At 40.6% G+C, this 17098-nt stretch carries 13 protein-coding genes, 1 other RNA gene and 2 riboswitches; of the genes, 8 read left to right on the forward strand and 6 right to left on the reverse strand.

All coding sequences use genetic code 11. The annotated features are described in order from the left end of the window. The first annotated feature begins 23 nt into the window (after positions 1-23). From mqnE to OQ289_RS06145, 3 genes are read left to right on the forward strand one after another with little or no spacing between them, the layout of a single operon-like run. Positions 24-1226: an aminofutalosine synthase MqnE gene (gene mqnE / locus OQ289_RS06135; protein ID WP_270089864.1), complete on the forward strand. Its 1203-nt coding sequence runs from the start codon at positions 24-26 to the stop codon at positions 1224-1226. A gap of 6 nt (positions 1227-1232) precedes the next feature. Further along, positions 1233-1862 (forward strand): histidine phosphatase family protein, encoded by a 630-nt coding sequence (locus OQ289_RS06140; protein ID WP_270089865.1) that lies wholly within the window; start codon positions 1233-1235, stop codon positions 1860-1862. Then, positions 1855-2574, forward strand: coding sequence for a menaquinone biosynthetic enzyme MqnA/MqnD family protein (locus tag OQ289_RS06145; protein ID WP_270089866.1), 720 nt, complete (start codon positions 1855-1857; stop codon positions 2572-2574). Before OQ289_RS06140 ends, OQ289_RS06145 begins: the two co-directional genes overlap by 8 nt. Here OQ289_RS06145 and OQ289_RS06150 read toward each other — a convergent pair. From OQ289_RS06150 to OQ289_RS06160, 3 genes are all read right to left on the reverse strand, one after another. Further along, the gene (locus tag OQ289_RS06150; RefSeq protein WP_270089867.1) at positions 2569-3837 is read right to left on the reverse strand and encodes a voltage-gated chloride channel family protein; all 1269 of its coding nucleotides are present in this window, start codon (positions 3835-3837) and stop codon (positions 2569-2571) included. The two genes, OQ289_RS06145 and OQ289_RS06150, sit on opposite strands and share 6 nt — an antisense overlap. A 64-nt stretch (positions 3838-3901) precedes the next feature. After that, positions 3902-3964: riboswitch (Fluoride riboswitch) on the reverse strand. 69 nt (positions 3965-4033) lie between these two features. Beyond that, positions 4034-4408 carry a DUF423 domain-containing protein gene (locus OQ289_RS06155; RefSeq protein WP_270089868.1) on the reverse strand — a complete coding sequence of 125 codons (375 nt, stop codon included), beginning with the start codon at positions 4406-4408 and terminating at the stop codon, positions 4034-4036. Positions 4409-4901: 493 nt separating this feature from the next. After that, positions 4902-6293 (reverse strand): arginine decarboxylase, encoded by a 1392-nt coding sequence (locus OQ289_RS06160; protein WP_033565191.1) that lies wholly within the window; start codon positions 6291-6293, stop codon positions 4902-4904. A gap of 109 nt (positions 6294-6402) precedes the next feature. Here OQ289_RS06160 and argS point away from each other — a divergent pair, with 109 nt between their 5' ends. The 5 genes from argS (at position 6403) to OQ289_RS06185 (ending at position 12579) form a co-directional block, all read left to right on the forward strand. Next, positions 6403-8187, forward strand: coding sequence for an arginine--tRNA ligase (argS, locus tag OQ289_RS06165; RefSeq protein WP_270089869.1), 1785 nt, complete (start codon positions 6403-6405; stop codon positions 8185-8187). A gap of 187 nt (positions 8188-8374) precedes the next feature. Further along, the gene (locus tag OQ289_RS06170) at positions 8375-9451 is read left to right on the forward strand and encodes an oxidoreductase (protein ID WP_270089870.1); all 1077 of its coding nucleotides are present in this window, start codon (positions 8375-8377) and stop codon (positions 9449-9451) included. A 1-nt stretch (position 9452) separates the two neighbouring features. Then, positions 9453-10643, forward strand: coding sequence for an NAD(P)/FAD-dependent oxidoreductase (locus tag OQ289_RS06175; RefSeq protein WP_270089871.1), 1191 nt, complete (start codon positions 9453-9455; stop codon positions 10641-10643). Positions 10644-10719: 76 nt separating this feature from the next. Next, positions 10720-11104, forward strand: an RNA gene (gene rnpB, locus OQ289_RS06180) — RNase P RNA component class A. Between the two features lie 62 nt (positions 11105-11166). Next, positions 11167-12579, forward strand: coding sequence for a sigma-54-dependent transcriptional regulator (locus tag OQ289_RS06185; RefSeq protein ID WP_270089872.1), 1413 nt, complete (start codon positions 11167-11169; stop codon positions 12577-12579). 502 nt (positions 12580-13081) lie between these two features. On the opposite strand, the gene OQ289_RS06190 is transcribed toward OQ289_RS06185, so the two are convergent. The 3 genes from OQ289_RS06190 to OQ289_RS06200 are packed head-to-tail and all read right to left on the reverse strand — an operon-like array spanning position 13082 to position 16684. Next, positions 13082-14263 (reverse strand): homoserine dehydrogenase, encoded by a 1182-nt coding sequence (locus tag OQ289_RS06190; protein ID WP_270089873.1) that lies wholly within the window; start codon positions 14261-14263, stop codon positions 13082-13084. A gap of 21 nt (positions 14264-14284) precedes the next feature. Continuing rightward, positions 14285-15340 carry a homoserine O-acetyltransferase family protein gene (locus OQ289_RS06195; protein WP_270089874.1) on the reverse strand — a complete coding sequence of 352 codons (1056 nt, stop codon included), beginning with the start codon at positions 15338-15340 and terminating at the stop codon, positions 14285-14287. A gap of 36 nt (positions 15341-15376) precedes the next feature. Beyond that, a complete protein-coding gene (locus OQ289_RS06200; protein WP_033565184.1) occupies positions 15377-16684 on the reverse strand; it encodes an O-acetylhomoserine aminocarboxypropyltransferase/cysteine synthase family protein in 1308 nt (435 codons plus the stop codon). A gap of 253 nt (positions 16685-16937) precedes the next feature. After that, positions 16938-17052, reverse strand: a riboswitch (SAM riboswitch). Positions 17053-17098: the final 46 nt, after the last annotated feature.

The raw sequence follows: 17098 nt of genomic DNA on the forward strand, positions 1-17098 counted from the left end.
ATTTGTCTAATAGGAGAAGAGATATGGAAGCTAGATACAAGATAGATTTTTTAATCAACAACAGCCGTTTAGATCCTGAACTGCGTAGCATAGCCCAAAAAGTTTTAGACAGTGAGCGCTTGACTTTTGAGGAAGGTGTATTACTTTTCGAAAAAGGTGAACTTAGTTATCTTGGCGTACTTGCCAATTTTATTCGTGAGCGCAAACACGGTGACATTACTTATTTTAATCGAAATTTTCATATTGAGCCTACTAACGTGTGTGTATACGATTGTAAGTTCTGTTCCTACTCCCGCATGATTAAACAACGGGAAGAAGGTTGGGAAATGGATGTCGATGGAATGATGGAAGTCGTCAAAAAATACGATGAAGAGCCCGTTACGGAAGTCCATATCACAGGTGGGGTGGTCCCCAAACAGAATCTCGAATTCTACGCTGATTTTTTTCGTAAATGTAAGGCATATCGTCCGGAGCTACACATCAAAGCACTTACTCCAGTCGAATACTACTATATCTTCAAAAAGGCTAAATTGAGTCATTATGACGGTATGAAATATTTGCACGAAGCGGGACTTGACTCTATGCCTGGAGGAGGTGCCGAAATCTTTCATCCCGAAATTAGGGAAAAGATAGCACATGATAAATGTACTGCCGAGCAGTGGTTAGATATTCATGAGCAGGCGCACAAGTTAGGTATGCATACCAATGCGACAATGTTGTATGGGCATATTGAGCAGTATTGGCACCGTATAGATCATATGGAACGATTGAGGCAGCTCCAGGATAAGACTGGGGGCTTCCAGACCTTTATTCCTCTCAAATTTAGAAACAAGGAAAATCAGATGTCTGACGTTCCTGAAGTGTCCGTTGTTGAGGATCTGCGCAACTATGCGATAGCTCGTATTTACATGGACAATTTTCCACACATTAAGGCGTATTGGGCAATGATATCACGAGACACTGCTCAGATGGCCCTCAGTTTTGGCGTAGATGATATTGACGGTACACTTGACGATACCACAAAAATTTATAGCATGGCTGGAGCGGAAGAGCAAACCCCGGCAATGAGTACACAGCAATTGGTCGAATTGATAAGAAATGTAGGGCGTCATCCGATAGAACGTGATACGTTGTACAATGTCGTGACCGACTACAAAGATTATGTCTTTGAAGATGCGGCTGCTAAAAAGAAAAGTTATTATTCGCTACCCGTTATCAATAGTTAACATTATTTGGAAAAGATATTTTATTTCATAAGACACGGTCAGACTGACCTGAACCTTCGAGGTATTGTTCAAGGGCGGGGTGTCAACTCTCCTTTGAACGAAAATGGGCAAAGACAGGCCCAAGCTTTTTACGAAAGCTATAAGGATATTAAGTTCGACAAGGTATATACGTCTACTTTGTTGAGAACACATCAGACGGTAACCCCCTTTCTGGAGCAAGGGATTGCTTGGGAACAGTTGGAAGGGTTGGATGAAATCAGCTGGGGAATCTACGAAGGACGTGAACAAAGTCCAGCAATCATGTCAGGTTTTGAGAAAGTTGTTGGTGCTTGGCGCAAGGGCGACCTGGATCTGAATATAGAAGACGGAGAATCTCCTAACCAAGTTGTCGAACGACAAAGGCAAGCAATTGATCACATGCTTAGGCAACCCGAGGAAGATACCGTTTTGGTATGCCTGCACGGTCGTGCATTAAGGATATTGATGTGTGTATTGACAGATGTAGATGTTAGACTGATGGATGATTTTCCGCATACCAATACAGCTCTGTATGTTGTCAAATATCAAAGCAACCAATTTAGCATTATAGATTATTACAATATCAAACATTTAGAAGGAATAGTTGAGAATGGATAAAATTAAAATATCTGCTGTATCCTACACGAATACGTTACCCTTTTTAAACGGAATTGCCCACTCTCCTGTAAAAGATAAGATAGACCTCCGGGTAGATCATCCGAGTGCATGTGCACAGCGCGTGATAGATGACGAGGTCGATATGGGGATTATCCCAACGGCGGCTTTACTCAGCTTACCCGAGTATTATATCAACACCGACTTTTGCATTGGAACAGAAGGTCCCGTAGATTCTGTTTTCATCTTTTCACAAAAACCTGCCAATGAGATTTCGTCTATATTACTGGATCAACAATCCAGGACTTCCAATGGACTAGCTCGTATACTATTGAAATACCATTGGAATCGAGACGTTGAGATTGTTGCCGATGGAGAGGCAGATGCCTATGTACTGATTGGCGATCGGACATTTGGAAAGAAAAAAACGGTACCATATGTATACGATTTGGGCTTAGAATGGAAAAAATTCACTGGTTTGCCATTTGCTTTTGCGCTGTGGGTCTCCAACAAAGAGCTGCCGAAAGAGTTTCTAGAAGAGTTCAATGAAGCCTTGAAATACGGTGTCCAACATGCTGATGATGTCATTGCTGGATTGCCTGTCTATCCCGATTTAGACTATCATCAATACCTGACACAAAATTTGGATTTTCATCTGACGGCGTCCAAAAGGTTGGCTGTTGAAAAATACCTCACACTCTATAAGACCCTATAGGTTGCGGAGGTACTTTTTTCGAATGCGAAAGTAGAAATTACGCTTGTTTTTGCCTATTTTCTGGGCGCTGTAGATGCCCTTTCTTCCTGAACAAAGATAAGCTGCAAAGCACGCAATAGCCAATACGATTCCATACTCTACTCCAAATAATTCCATTCCCATCACCGTGCACGCTAAAGGTGTATTGGTCGCGCCGGCAAATACCGCTACAAACCCCATTGCGACAAGAATTGACATCGGTATCGGAACGAATAAGGCTAGCATATTGCCTAGCGTCGCACCAATAAAGAAAAGGGGGGTGACTTCACCACCCTTGAAACCGGCACTCAGAGTGAAGGTGGTAAGCAATAGTTTGGCAATGAAATCATATGTTGGTAGTTGGGAGTCAAAAGATGCTATTAACGTGGGAATTCCAAGACCTATATATCTTGTCGATCCTGAAATTAATACAACACTCGCAATGATAACTCCACCAACAAAAGGTCTCAGAGGCGGAAATTTGATTCCTTTCTTGAAGAGATGACTAAAGAGGTCTCCAGTTTTTGTAAACAGGAGCGCTGTCACTCCAAAGATGATACCTGCGATTATCGTATATAGCAACAGCGATATAGATAATGTGGGTAGAGGCGCACTCACTTCATAATGGGTATGCCCCACTTGCCATAACCGACAGGTAATATCGGCGACAAATGCACACATCAGACTAGGAACAAATAGATGTAGCTGCCTTTTTTTAATAATCAATACTTCCAATGCAAAGATAGCTCCAGCGAGTGGAGTGCCGAAGACAGATGCGAATCCAGCGCTAATTCCCATAATCAAAAGTGCTTTTCGATCTTCGCTATCTATTTTATATCGTTTGGAAAACTGATCTGCTATTGTTCCACCCATTTGGACAGCTGTACCCTCACGGCCCGCCGAACCACCAAATAGATGGGTTATTAATGTGCCAATCAATACCAATGGGAACATGCGGAAGGGGATATGTAAATGAGGTTGGTGATATTCTGATATCAAGAGGTTATTTCCTTTATTGGCAGTGCCTCCCCAATAGTGATAAGCTAATCCAATACACAGACCAGCAATTGGTAAAAATATAATAATCCAATTATTTAAATCTCTATATTCCGTCACCCATGATAAAGAGGTCAGAAAAAAAGCTGATGCGGAGCCAACAAGGATACCAATAGTCAGGCTAAGCCAACTCCATTTGAAAAGGACCGAACCTGTAAATCGTGAAGGTGGAAGTGTGGTTTTGAACATGTTTGTCTACTTGAATATTAATCAAAATCCCCTATCCATTAGTATACCTAATCAAATAGATGTGGGGTCAGTAGACGTCATCAGCTTTTTACAGCGGTTTAGGGCAGACATCATTGCCATATGCATATCAAATCTAGGGAAACTTATATATAAATGCAAGCTAATTCTGATTGGGAAAATCGAGTTATTTAACCGATTAAATCAACTTCATAATAAGTGCCACCCAGCCGATAATCATTAGTAATCCCCCTAGCGGCGTTATGGGCCCTAAGAATTTGAAATTCTTCTTCCAATAATCTGCAAATGATAGGAAATAAATACTTCCAGAAAATAGAATCGTTCCAATAGTGCTTGCATAATAGGCTGTCTTTTCGGAAGGGACGTCAAAGGTTAGATTGAATCCTATAACTAATAGAAAGATGGCAGTATACATCTGATAGCGGACACCAACTTCAAAGGAAGCAAGCTTATCCTCACTTAATATTTTTTTGAAAGCATGCGCTCCAAAGGCTCCAAGCACAATTCCGCTGGCACCTAAAACTCCTGCTGTAATAATAACTAGCTCTTGCATGGCAATGTCGTGTTGTATGAATGTCAAACCTAAATAAATTCTTTTGCAATACAATCGTATTGATATATAAAAATGATATCATCAAGATTCTTTTACTGCCGATAGTCGAATTTCAGAGGAAGAAATGGGGGCAGTGACCTAAATATTTGGTGTTGGCTTAGACATACCTTTGCGATAGATTCAACTCTATTTGGATAATACTTTATCCTTAATACAGAGTTAATACTGTTCTAGTAGAGGGTTGACAGGGGGTTGATAGAGGTAATACCTCTATCAACCCCCTGTCAACCCTTTATAAAAGCTTCATCAATTCTCTATTAACTAGCCATTTGTATAGCATTATTCGTGCAATCGACCTGAGGTTGAACTGAAGGTATAGGCCCCTATCGAAGGGATGAAAAAGAGTGTTTTATATATTGCTGGTTGCAATATAGGGAGAATGAAAAAGAGCGGTCTATTTTGACCGCTCTTCTTTTTACGTATTTGATAAATCTTATTGGTAGCCCAATAATTTCATGACTTGTTTTGAATTTTGTTCTTCTCCAAATACCTCATAATTGAATGTCTCGTCGCGATTACGACGTATCAATACATGCTTAGGGGATGGTAGTAGACAGTGGTGAATACCACCATAGCCACTTAATACGTCCTGATAGGCACCCGTGTGGAAGAATCCTAGATATTGTACCTTTCTTGTTTTTGGCATGAACACAGAGTTCATATGGGCTTCCTGATTGTAGTAATCTTGGCCATCACAAGTAATACCACCTAAGTTGACTCGTTCGTACTCCGAATCCCAGTTGTTGATAGGGAGCAGGATATACTTTTGATTAAGGGCCCATACATCAGGTAGATTGGTGATAAAGGAACCATCAATCATAAACCATCTTTCACGGTCATTCTGTTGCTTTCTGCCCAGTACTTTATAGAGTATACCTGACGCCTCTGCAACTGTATATTTTCCAAATTCAGTAATAATATCTGGTTCCATGACCTCGTGATGCGCACATATCTGCTTGATTCGGTTGACAATTTCATTGACCATATATTCATAATCGAAATCATGAACCAATGAGTCTTTGAAAGGCATTCCGCCACCAATGTCAAGGGTATCAAGTTCTGGATTTACTTTCTTGAATTTGCAATATAATGTTACATACTTCTCTAATTCGTTCCAATAATACGGCGTATCCGAAATGCCGGAATTGATAAAAAAGTGAAGTAATTTAACTCTGAAATTTGGATTTTCAGCTATCTTGTTGTTGTAGAAATCAATGATGTCTTCACTTCGTATTCCTAGACGAGAGGTGTAAAACTGAGAGTCTGGTTGCTCTTCCGAAGCTATACGGATCCCTAAATTGCAGGGCTCTTCCATTTCAATTTCATCATCGTATAGATTGAATTCTTCTTTATTGTCCAATACAGGGATAATATTCTTGTACCCATCATGGATCATATCAATGATGTACTGTTTGTATTGATAGGTTTTGAACCCATTACAGATTACCGTAATGTCTTTTGTGACAGTTCCTTGTCGTTCTAACATATCAATCATAGGCATGTCAAATGCAGAGGAAGTCTCTAAGTGGATGTCATTTTTTAATGCTTCTTCGACAATGTGTTTGAAATGCGATGATTTAGTACAATAACAATATTTATACGACCCGCGATAATTGTGTTTCAAGATAGCGGTTTGAAACAAAATTTTAGCTTGTTGAATTTTTTTGCTGACGATAGGCAAATAGGTAAAACGTAATGGTGTCCCATACGTTTCTATCATTTCCATTAGATTCAAATCATGGAAATACAATTCGTCGTCGATGATTTCGAATCCGTCTTGCGGAAAACCAACACTTAGGTCAAGAAATTCCTGATAGCTCTGCATTTTTTATTATTTTTGGCAAAGATATGCTTTCATCCCGAATACAGGTATAGCGAATGCTATTTATTTGTCGTTCATAATCAGAAAGTTGTAAAAATTACTTATTCATTACATGACTGTATCTATTGAAAATGCGCTTGTGGACCTTACGGTGCAAGCAGTAAAAGAGCTTTATCAGGCCGAAATTCCCGTTTCGCAGGTTACCTTGCAAGAGACTCGAAAAGAGTTTGAAGGTCAGATTACTATCGTTGTTTTTCCGATAACGCGATTTTCAAAGAAATCTCCAGAGCAAACGGGAACCGAAGTCGGTGAGTTCTTGCAATCGAAAATAGCTGAAATTGCTGCCTTCAACGTTATTAAGGGATTTCTCAATATCAGTCTGTCGGATGTGTATTGGATTAATCTCTTAAATTCGAAATTGGTCGCCCCTAATTTTGGAAGTTTCCCTTCAAATGGAAAACGTATAATGGTTGAATATTCTTCTCCAAATACGAATAAACCGCTGCATTTGGGGCATATCCGTAACAACTTGTTAGGTTACTCAGTAGCAGAGATTCTCAAAGCTTATGGCTATGATGTGGTCAAAGCCAATTTGGTCAATGACAGAGGTATCCACATCTGTAAGTCCATGTTGGCATGGCAGAAATTTGGAGACGCCGAGACGCCAACTTCATCTGGTATGAAAGGTGATCATCTTGTGGGCAAATATTATGTCATTTTTGATAAGGAGTATAAAAAGCAAATCGATACGTTAAAGGCCGAAGGGCAGACGGAAGAAGAAGCAAAGAAGAACGCTCCTTTAATACGAGAAGCACAGGAGATGCTTCAAAAATGGGAAGCTGGAGATCAAGACGTGATTGAATTGTGGACCATGATGAACGGATGGGTGTATGCTGGATTCGAAAAAACCTATAGGCAACTTGGGGTGGACTTTGATAAGTATTATTACGAATCCAATACTTATCTTTTGGGAAAGGATATTATACAAGAGGGTCTTGCAAGTGGAGTTTTCTTCAAAAAGGAAGATAACTCGGTATGGATCGACCTTACTGATGAGGGCTTAGACCAAAAATTGGTATTGCGTGGAGATGGTACATCCGTATACATTACCCAAGATCTGGGAACGGCCCAGTTAAAATATGATGAGTTCAAAATGGATGAATCTATTTATGTGGTAGGGAATGAGCAAGACTATCATTTTAAGGTGTTATTCTTGATTTTGAAAAAATTGGGTAAGTCCTGGGCAAACGGACTATTTCATCTTTCTTATGGAATGGTAGATTTACCTTCAGGAAAGATGAAGTCTAGAGAGGGCACCGTGGTGGATGCCGATGACTTGATGTCTGAGATGGTGGATACTGCAAGAGAACGTACCGAAGAGCTCGGAAAGACAGAGGGGTTTACGAATGAGGAGAAAGAATCACTCTATCAGGTTATTGGAATGGGGGCATTGAAGTACTTTTTGCTGAAGGTTGACCCGAAGAAGAGGTTGTTGTTTGACCCAAATGAGTCAGTGGATTTTCAGGGCCATACCGGACCTTTTATTCAATACACGCACGCACGTATTAAATCAGTTTTGAACAAATCAAATTTCTCAACAACCGATGGTGTGGCTGTGCCTCCGTCTTTATCCTCTTATGAGCGTGACCTGATTCAGTGTTTGGGCAATTATGGAAATGTTGTAGCGGCCTCTGCAGAGGAGTTTAGCCCTGCACAATTGGCGAATTACGTGTACGATGTGTCGAAGCTTTATAATAAATTCTATCATGAAGAGACTATTTTGAAAGCAGAAGATGAGGCTGTTCGCACATTCCGTCTCCATCTCTCTGCAGTTGCAGCAAATGTGCTCTCAAAGGGTATGGGGTTGTTGGGTATCGTGGTGCCTGAAAGAATGTAAGCGAATTGACTTTTTGTCTTTTCAAGAATTAGCATAAAGCCATCATCCCGCCTAACAGGGATGATGGCTTTATTATCATAGTCTCAAGATTTTCGATTGATTGTCATCTAATGCAGATGCAATAGGCAGAAGGACTTGCTAAAGTGGAGCAAATAATACAATTATAAAAGTAATTAATGAACTGAATATGAATAAAATACGCGTTGGACTAATCGGCTTTGGTATATCGGGACAGGTATTTCATGCACCTGTTATGCGGTCTGTGGCTGAGTTGGAATTGGTTAAGGTGACCGCTCGGAAGGAAGAGCAGAAGGCTATTTTGCGCGCGAAATATCCTCAAGCTCAGATTGTAGAGTCTGCTGAAGATATATTTACTGATGAAGAAATCGATTTGGTCGTTGTCGCAACTTCCAATGATATGCACTATCCATTTGCTAAAAGAGCCTTAGAGGCAGGAAAGCATGTGGTCGTCGAGAAGCCCTTTACTAATACCGCTGAGCAAGCTGATGAATTAGTACAATTAGCTGCACAAAAGGGAAAAATTCTTTCGGTATATCACAATTATCGCTTTCACTCGGATTATCGTACACTTCAAGAGGTGATCAATGAAGGACGTTTGGGAACAATTTATAACGTCGAGATGCGATTTGACCGGTTTCGAAACTTTTTGCGACCGAATGCATGGCGAGAGGAAAATTTACCAGGTTCGGGTATTTTTTATGACTTAGGCGCACATGGTATTGATTTAAGTTTGCAGTTATTTGGGAAGCCAGAGGCTATATTTGCCGATTTGGCGGTTCAACGTCCTGGCGCAAGAGCGATAGACAATTTCGATGTTCTGCTTTACTATCCAAACATGCGTGTGTCGATAAAAGGAAGTATGTTGGCAAAAGAACCTACCCAGCGGTTTATGGTTTTTGGGTTGAACGGTAATTTTACAAAGTTTGGTACAGACCCACAAGAAGTACTGCTACGTGCTGGACATTTTCCTGATGAGGATCCTAATTGGGGGAAAGAAAGCACCGACATATATGGCAAGCTGAATTTGTTGCTTGAAGACCGCGATATTGAAGAAATAGTCCCTTCTAAGATAGGTAGCTATCCAGACTATTATCAGAATGTAGCGGATGCAATATTAGGTAAATCACCTTTAATCGTAAAGCCTGAGCAAGCACGAGATGTTATTAAGCTTATCGAACTGGGATATCAAAGCCAAGAGGAACGCAGGGTAATTCCTGTTCAAGGGCAGTTGATTAGCTATTAATATGCAATACGACGCAATCATTATCGGAGGTGGAGCATGTGGACTTATGTGTGCTGTGCAGGCTGGGTTATTGGGTAAAAAGACATTAATCTTGGAACGAAATGACAAGCCTGGGGCTAAAATTTTGATTTCGGGAGGGGGGCGATGCAATTATACTAATCTCGGTACATCATTGGATAATTTTGTTTCTGAAAACCCTTCGTTTTTGCATACTGCTTTTAATCTTTGGTCTGTGTCAGATACCCTCGATTTTTTTGAATCACAGGGTATCTATGGACAGGAAAAGACACTTGGTCAACTGTTTCCGACAACTAATAAGGCCAAGGATGTGGTGGGTGTGTTTACCAAACTGATGTTTGAAACTGGTCAGGATATTTGGTTGAACAGCATAGTTACATCTGTAGAACAGAGTGGGGCTATGTATCGCGTGAAAGTGGAAACGCCTTCGGGAGAGAAAGTCTTGTCTTCACCGAAGGTAGTTTTTGCGAGTGGCGGGCTCCCTGTTCAAAAATTAGGCGCATCGGACTTTGCTCTTCGTGCTGCCAAGCAGTTTGGACTTAAGATTGTACAAACCGCTCCCGCACTGGTTCCTTTGACCATTACTGGCAAGGATGCCGATTGGTACGCCTCGCTTTCTGGTAACAGTGTATTCTGCCGGGTGTACAATAAGAAAATTAGTTTTGAGGAGAATATCCTCTTTACACATTGGGGATTGAGTGGCCCTGCTATTCTTCAGATTTCTTCCTATTGGCGTCCCGGGGAAGAGTTTACCATGGATCTCTTGCCTCGCTTTAGCTTGGAGCAAATTATTAAATCAGAGCGTGATAATGGAGGGCGACGCTTGGTGTCACAGGTTCTACACGATTATTTTACTAAACGGATGGTAGAGGCATTGGGCCAGTTTCTTCCGATAAACACAAAAGTCGCCTCGTTGAGTAAAGCGGATTCCAAATCAATCATAGATACTATCCATCGATTTAGTGTGAAGCCAGCGGGTGACAAGGGATATGATAAAGCGGAGGTGATGCGAGGTGGAATTTCGACCGATGAGTTGAATGCGCGTACATTGGAGTCCAAGAAGATAGCTGGTCTGTATTTTGGTGGTGAAGCTGTGGATGTGACAGGTTGGCTTGGAGGCTATAATTTTCAATGGGCGTGGGCATCTGGCTATGTCATTGCGCAGGCTATCTAAGGATTGTTAGGCGCATTATTTACTTTTCTCATATTAGCAGAAGTATTCCGATTATAAAACCTTATTTTTGCAAGCGAAGCAAACCGGTTCTATCGCTGTTTCGATTTATCGGAAGAGAGGAAAGTCCGGGCAACACAGAGCGACTCACTTCCTAACGGGAAGGATCCGTATTCACGGAGACAGCAAGTGCCACAGAAAATATACCGCCACATTTTAATGGGGTAAGGGTGAAAACGTGAGGTAAGAGCTCACGGTATTGTATGGTGACATGCATTACGGTAAACCTTGGGTGTTGAAAGACCAAATAGGTTACGAAATCCGAAGGCTGCTCGTCTTCTGCGGTCTATGACTGCATTCGTAATGGGTAGGTTGATTGAGCTTGTCAGTGATGGTAAGCCTAGATAAATGATAGAGGTTCGATTCGTCGTCCACAGAACCCGGCTTATAAGGTTTGCTTCCTTTTTGATTATTCCGCTTTAATTACTATTTTGCTTTCGCAAAAGATACAGCATATAACTATTTTATGGCTACAATATTAATAATTGATGATGAGCGTGCCATTCGTAGTACGTTGAGAGAGATACTTGAATACGAAGACTATAAGGTATTTGACGCTGACAACGGGTTTGATGGACTAGACATATTGAAGAAGGAGAAGATTGACCTTGCTCTATGCGACATCAAAATGGAAAAAATGGATGGTCTAGAGGTCTTAACTATGGCCCAGACGATTAAATCTGAAGTCCCCTTTATTATGATTTCGGGACATGGTACCGTTGAGACCGCAGTAGAGGCAACGAGAAAAGGAGCGTATGATTTTCTGTCGAAACCTTTAGACCTAAATCGGATATTGATAACCGTAAGAAATGCTTTGGAACGAGGCTCTTTGGTGGAAGAGACGAAGGTCTTGAAGAAAAAGGTGTCCAGTTCAAAAACAAAAGAAATTTTAGGAGGGTCGGAGACCATTTCAAAAATTAAGGAAACAATCGAACGAGTTGCACCGACCGATGCGCGCGTGTTGGTGACAGGTGAGAATGGGTCGGGTAAGGAGCTGGTCGCTAGATGGCTGCATGAGAAATCTCAACGTTCCAATTTACCTTTGATAGAAGTCAATTGTGCTGCTATCCCTTCAGAGCTGATTGAGTCCGAATTGTTTGGACATGAGAAAGGGTCATTTACCTCTGCTGTTAAGCAACGAATTGGTAAATTTGAGCAGGCTAGTGGCGGAACGTTATTTCTAGATGAAATTGGAGATATGAGTCTCTCGGCGCAGGCAAAGGTGCTGCGTGCCCTGCAGGAACATAAGATTACAAGAGTGGGGGGGGAGAAAGAGATAGAGGTAAATGTCAGGGTAATTGCCGCTACAAATAAAGATCTATTAAAAGAGATTGATCAGGGTAATTTCAGAATGGACCTTTACCATCGCTTGAGTGTTATCTTAATCCATGTACCTTCTTTGTCCCAACGCATAGACGATATCCCGACAATCGCGACTAGTTTTTGTGAGGAAATCTGTGGAGAATACAATATGCCTGCGAAGAAGATTACGACAGAAGCAATGGATGCTTTACAGTCGTTGCCTTGGACGGGTAATATCAGGGAACTACGGAATATGGTTGAGCGACTGATTATTTTGAGTGACAAATCCATTACGGATAAGGACGTATTGGCCTATGCCAACCCTTCTATTATACAGCCGCGAAATGGGACTAGTGCTGAGGTACATACTAATGGAGAAGTCAAAAGTGAATCTGCTGCTTTAACATTTGAGAAATTCGATTCCTTTCAGGATTATAAAGATCACGCGGAGAAGGAATTTATCAACTATAAATTAGATAAAAACAATTGGAACGTATCCAAAACTGCGGATGATATCGGCATACAAAGAAGTCATTTATATAGCAAGATCGAGAAGTTTGGTCTTAAAAGAGATTAATGAAAAAGGGGACGAATAATCGTCCCCTTTGTTATTTAATGATTGAATGTATACAATTATCAATCGTTGAATTTTCGTTTCTGTTTGTTGTAAAGTGTTAATACAACGATTGCTATTAGGATCAATCCGATAATCAGATATGCCGTGGTGGAATGATCTTGTAAATCCCTTTCATTCTGTGCAAATCCGAGATTTGCAACTCCCATCATTAAAATTAAAAACCATGCTCTCATATGACAATAAATTTGTTGACTCGTTAATTTACGAATATTAAATGAATATACAAAATTTATGTGTAAAAATATTGATACGTAAAATAGGTTATTTTCTTTAACGAACTATCTTATGACATTATTTTTTTTCTAGCATGTTATTTTTACGGATGGGTAGCAACTGTGTGGATGGAATATATGAAGAAAAAAGCGTTGCCTTGTAAGTACAAGTACAACGCTTTGGTTTGGAGCTGCGAGTTGCAGCAGGTTGGTTATGGTTGATTTACCTGTTATTCAATTTCTGCAATAAATACTCCACTCTGCTTGATGTCAGCTTGGTTTTCAATAATATGTTGAAGATTGATTTTTCCTATTATATATTTGAAATCATTCGCAAAATAACGCTCACTGATACTTGTAAATTGTAATTTTTCAATTAGCGTATCATCTTCATATCTAAGATATACCTGAAGCTCATAGTCAGTAGAATATGTTAATTGTTGTGCGTCCAAGTGTTTTTTGTATTCATAGCGATAGCCGTAGCGTAAGGCGGTGATATCGGAGAGTACGGCAGATCCGGTAGGGTGGCCACCTGCGCCTTTACCAAAAAAGAATTGTTCATCCGCAAAGGCTGCTTTGACCAATACGCCGTTGTTTTCATTTTCAACGTTGTAAAGTATATTCTCTTTACTGACAAATTTTGGGAGTACATATAAAACAACTTTCGAATTGTCAATCTCTTTAGCCAACGGGATTAATTTGATTTTATATCCTTTTTCTCTTGCAAAACGTATATCCTGTGGTCCTAATCTATCAATTCCGACATTGAATATACTGTCAGGTTTGATATATAGTCCGTAGGCATGTGAGGCAACAATAGCTAATTTGAATTTTGGGTCATACCCACCGACATCCAATGTGGGGTCAGTTTCTGCAAACCCCAATTCTTGGGCTTTTTTTAATGCTTGGTCATAACTCTGATTTTCATTAAAAATCTTAGACAAGATGTAATTTGACGAACCATTGAAAATTCCGCTTACCGAATGCAGGAGTTCGTTATCATAATACTCTTCTAGATTTCTAATGATGGGAATACTACCACATACAGCCCCTTCATATAAAAGACTTGCACCTGTCTCCTGTTGAATTTCTGTAAGTTCTTCGAGATGGGTCGCAATCATTTTCTTATTTGCAGATACGACGTTTTTCCCAGCTCTAAGCGCAGTTACAGTAATGTTATAGGCAGCTTCTGCATCATCGATCAATTCTACAACTGTATTTATCTCGGGATCATTAAGGATGGCGCTAGGGTCTGTGGTGAATAATTCAGCTGGTAACGACCGCTTCTTGTCGGCATTTTTGATGACAAACTTCTTAATTTCTAAATTTAGATTTTTTGTTTTTATGATGTCATATAGGCCCTGTCCAACGACTCCAAATCCAAACATGCCCAAGGTTAACTTTTTACTCATTTGATTGTTGCTGACTTTAATTTATGCTGTAGTTAATTCTGTTGATTTAATTTCTGCCCTATTGTTATTTAAAAAATTTGCAATGACTTGGGTCAGATTCGCGGTTTCTACTAAAAAACCATCATGTCCATAAAAGGATTCCAGTTCATAGTACACTGCGTTTGGAATGTGTTTCGCAATGAATTTGGATTCCTCAGGTGGGAATAATATATCCGTCGTGATACCTATGATAAGCGTATTGCTCTCTATTTGGCGTAAGGCGTGTTCCAATGAACGACGGCCTCTTCCCAGATGGTGGCTATCCATTGCCTTGGATAGGTACCAATAGCTATAAGCATTGAAGCGATTGACAAGTTTTTCGCCTTGATAGCTTTGGTAGGAAGACGATCGATAGTGGTCTGTTTTTTCGGTGTCTGATTCAAGTTGTGTTGCACCATAAGTGGTGTAGGACCTATATGAAAGTAAAGCCATACTGCGTGCCGCTTTTAATCCCTTTGCGCCACCAGTAGGTTGGTTTGCATGAAATGTCCTATCGGCTGTGATGGCTAATCTTTGACTTTCGTTAAATGCGATACCCCAGGGGGAGTGTGCAGCATTGGTCGCGATGGCAATCAAGCGCTTTATACTCATTAAGCCTGAAACTGCCCATTCAAGCGCCTGCTGTCCTCCCAAGGACCCACCAATGAGCACGTCAATTTTTTTTATGCCTAGGTAGTTGGCTAATAGTTGGTTGCCTTTTATAATATCCCGTATAGTAAATTGAGGGAAAGCAAGATAATATGGGTGTCTCGTGGCTTCATTTATAGAAAGTGGATTGGTGGACCCATAATGAGAGCCAATGACATTGGCGCATATGATGAAGTGGTCTTTGGGGTTGAAAAAATCGTCTTCACCAAAAAGCCCACTCCACCAATCCAGTACATCCGAACTAGCGGTCAGTGCATGACATACCCACACTACATTGTCTTTTGTTTCATTCAGCTGTCCATAAGTATGATAGGCAATCTCCAAGCCAGTGACCTGTTTGCCATTTTCAAATACAAATGGTTCATTATGCTTATATGTCTTAATACTCATGGATGTAATGTTGTACTCGTCAGCACTGACTTTTGCTTATTTTATTTTTTCGAAAGCTTGTTGCAAATCAGCTTTGATGTCGTCAATATGTTCGATTCCTACAGCCAGTCTTAATGAGCCAGGGTAGACTCCTGCGGCGCGCTGTGCGTCTTCACTCAATTGTTGATGTGTTGTAGCAGATGGATGTATGATTAATGATTTGGTATCTCCAACATTGGCAAGATGGCTAATCAAGGACAAGCTGTCAATAAAGTCATTTGCTTTGTTGGGGTCTCCTTTAATAGTAAATGAAAGTACTGCTCCAAATCCGTTTCTCAGGTATTTTTGGGCATTTGTAAAATGTGGCGAGCTTTTCAGGCCTGGGTAGCTTACTTTTTCTACTTGTGGATGACCTTCCAACCATTGTGCAATCTCCAAGGCATTGTCAACATGGCGTTGTACTCTCAAAGACAAAGTTTCAAGGCCTTGTAGAAGGAGGAAAGAGTTGAATGGAGATAATGCTGGACCGAAGTCTCTAAGTCCTTCAACGCGGGCTCTGATGGCGAATTGAATGTTGCCAAAAGGGCCACCTTCGCCAAAGACATCGGCAAATACCAATCCATGGTAACCTTCTGATGGTTCAGTAAATTGTTTGAATTTTCCATTTCCCCAGTTGTAATTTCCACCATCTATTATGACTCCACCAATGCTTGTACCGTGACCACCGATCCATTTGGTGGCAGATTCTACAACTACGTGTGCACCATGTTCCAATGGCTTGAATAGATAGCCCCCAGCGCCGAAAGTGTTGTCCACGATAAGCGGAAGGTCATATTTATTTGCAATTGCAGCTATTTTTTCAAAATCTGGAATATTGTAACTTGGATTTCCGATTGTTTCAATATAGATGGCCTTGGTCTTGTCGTCAATTAATGCTTCTATGTTTTCCGGTTCGCCGTCTTTCGCAAATCTAGCTTCAATGCCTAACCTTTTAAATGAAACCTTGAACTGATTATATGTGCCTCCGTATAGATTCGAACCTGCAACGAAATTTTCGCCAGCATCTATGATATTGTTGAGCGCTATGAACTGGGCAGCTTGACCAGACGCCACTGCTACTGCAGCTACACCACCTTCCAATGCTGCGATTCGTTTTTCAAACACATCAGTGGTGGGATTCATGATTCGTGTGTAGATATTTCCAAACTGTTTAAGTGCGAATAGGTTAGCGCCGTGTTCTGCATTTTCAAATACATATGAAGTAGTTTGATAGATAGGCACCGCACGGGCTCCTGTAGTCGGATCTACGACTTGACCTGCATGTACTTGTAAGGTTTCGAATTTGAGGTTTGTATTTTCTGACATGTTCTCTAGCTTTAAGTTTTATTAATTTGTTGTTGATAAATGGATATGTTCGATACTCCTTCTTATAGGGAGCAAGGCATAGTACTATAATGGGGGTGATAAGGGTATTTCCTTAACAGCACATCATAGCAGACATTCGCATTCGGGTGTGGGGCTCCACGGAACGCAATGATGCATTTTTGGTATCCTGCTTAGCGGATATTCTTGTTGATGTGTACTTGTTAAATGTAATTGTAATGATCATAGCTTTTTTTATTTATATTCTCCAAAGCAACATCGCTTTGGACAGGATTTGGCACCTTTTCAAACTTTTTTTGAAGGTTGCCAGTGGGTCATTGAGCCAGTCTCTCGCCACTTCTTTATAAATCAAAACCCTACGATAAAGAGAGGTTGTGATTAGGTGTCTTTCTCGAA

Origin of the sequence: Sphingobacterium sp. SYP-B4668, from assembly GCF_027627455.1 — a bacterium.
In the GTDB taxonomy this organism is placed as follows: domain Bacteria; phylum Bacteroidota; class Bacteroidia; order Sphingobacteriales; family Sphingobacteriaceae; genus Sphingobacterium.

Bases quoted from the DNA above. Each gene is read 5' to 3' on its own strand.
- OQ289_RS06145 (WP_270089866.1), top strand. From the start codon at position 1,855: ATGGATAAAATTAAAATATCTGCTGTATCCTACACGAATACGTTACCC.
- OQ289_RS06170 (WP_270089870.1), top strand. From the start codon at position 8,375: ATGAATAAAATACGCGTTGGACTAATCGGCTTTGGTATATCGGGACAG.
- OQ289_RS06195 (WP_270089874.1), bottom strand. From the start codon at position 15,340: ATGAGTATTAAGACATATAAGCATAATGAACCATTTGTATTTGAAAAT.
- OQ289_RS06185 (WP_270089872.1), top strand. From the start codon at position 11,167: ATGGCTACAATATTAATAATTGATGATGAGCGTGCCATTCGTAGTACG.
- OQ289_RS06200 (WP_033565184.1), bottom strand. From the start codon at position 16,684: ATGTCAGAAAATACAAACCTCAAATTCGAAACCTTACAAGTACATGCA.
- OQ289_RS06175 (WP_270089871.1), top strand. From the start codon at position 9,453: ATGCAATACGACGCAATCATTATCGGAGGTGGAGCATGTGGACTTATG.
- OQ289_RS06155 (WP_270089868.1), bottom strand. From the start codon at position 4,408: ATGCAAGAGCTAGTTATTATTACAGCAGGAGTTTTAGGTGCCAGCGGA.
- mqnE (WP_270089864.1), top strand. From the start codon at position 24: ATGGAAGCTAGATACAAGATAGATTTTTTAATCAACAACAGCCGTTTA.
- OQ289_RS06150 (WP_270089867.1), bottom strand. From the start codon at position 3,837: ATGTTCAAAACCACACTTCCACCTTCACGATTTACAGGTTCGGTCCTT.
- OQ289_RS06190 (WP_270089873.1), bottom strand. From the start codon at position 14,263: ATGAGTAAAAAGTTAACCTTGGGCATGTTTGGATTTGGAGTCGTTGGA.
- argS (WP_270089869.1), top strand. From the start codon at position 6,403: ATGACTGTATCTATTGAAAATGCGCTTGTGGACCTTACGGTGCAAGCA.
- OQ289_RS06160 (WP_033565191.1), bottom strand. From the start codon at position 6,293: ATGCAGAGCTATCAGGAATTTCTTGACCTAAGTGTTGGTTTTCCGCAA.